This window comes from Ruegeria sp. AD11(2025) (assembly GCF_056542405.1).
On sequence record NZ_JBQFZU010000160.1, the window covers coordinates 1 to 561 of the forward strand.

The following is a 561-nucleotide window of genomic DNA, read 5'->3' on the forward strand; positions in this document are numbered from 1 at the left end:
CATATGGCCCATACTTGTGCGGACTTCTTCGGTTGCCGTTCCCAGATGCGGCAGCAAGGTGACGTTGTCCATGTCGCGCAGGGCTTGAGGGACATCCGGTTCGAATTCATAGACGTCCAGTCCGGCACCCGCGATCTGACTGCTCTGCAACCCAGCGATCAGCGCGGATTCCTCGATGACCTCGCCACGCGCAATGTTGACCAGTATCGCCGACGATTTCATCGCTGATAGAACCTGCGCGTTAATCATATGCCTGGTTTCGGTTCCGCCGGGAATGGCCAGAACCAAAAAGTCCACAGCGCCCGCCAACTCCAGCAGGTCAGGGACGTACATGGCCGGAAAATCAAGCTGTTTAGCACTGCGTGCCGAATACGCCACCTGCATCCCAAAACCGAAATGGCAGCGTCGCGCGATGGCCTGACCGATACGGCCCATGCCGACAATGCCAACCTGCTTCCCAGTGACGTGATGTCCCAGCATCTGGGTGGGGTGCCAGCCTTCCCATTGGCCCGAGCGGACCAGCCGCTCGCCCTCGCCCGCGCGGCGCGCGGTGGACAGCAG

Annotated in this window: 1 protein-coding gene; it reads right to left on the reverse strand. The window is 60.8% G+C overall.

Annotated features, from left to right (window positions below):
* A partial coding sequence (locus tag ACR1XY_RS24875) for an NAD(P)-dependent oxidoreductase (protein ID WP_480597551.1) occupies nucleotides 1-561 on the reverse strand: 561 nt, incomplete at both ends.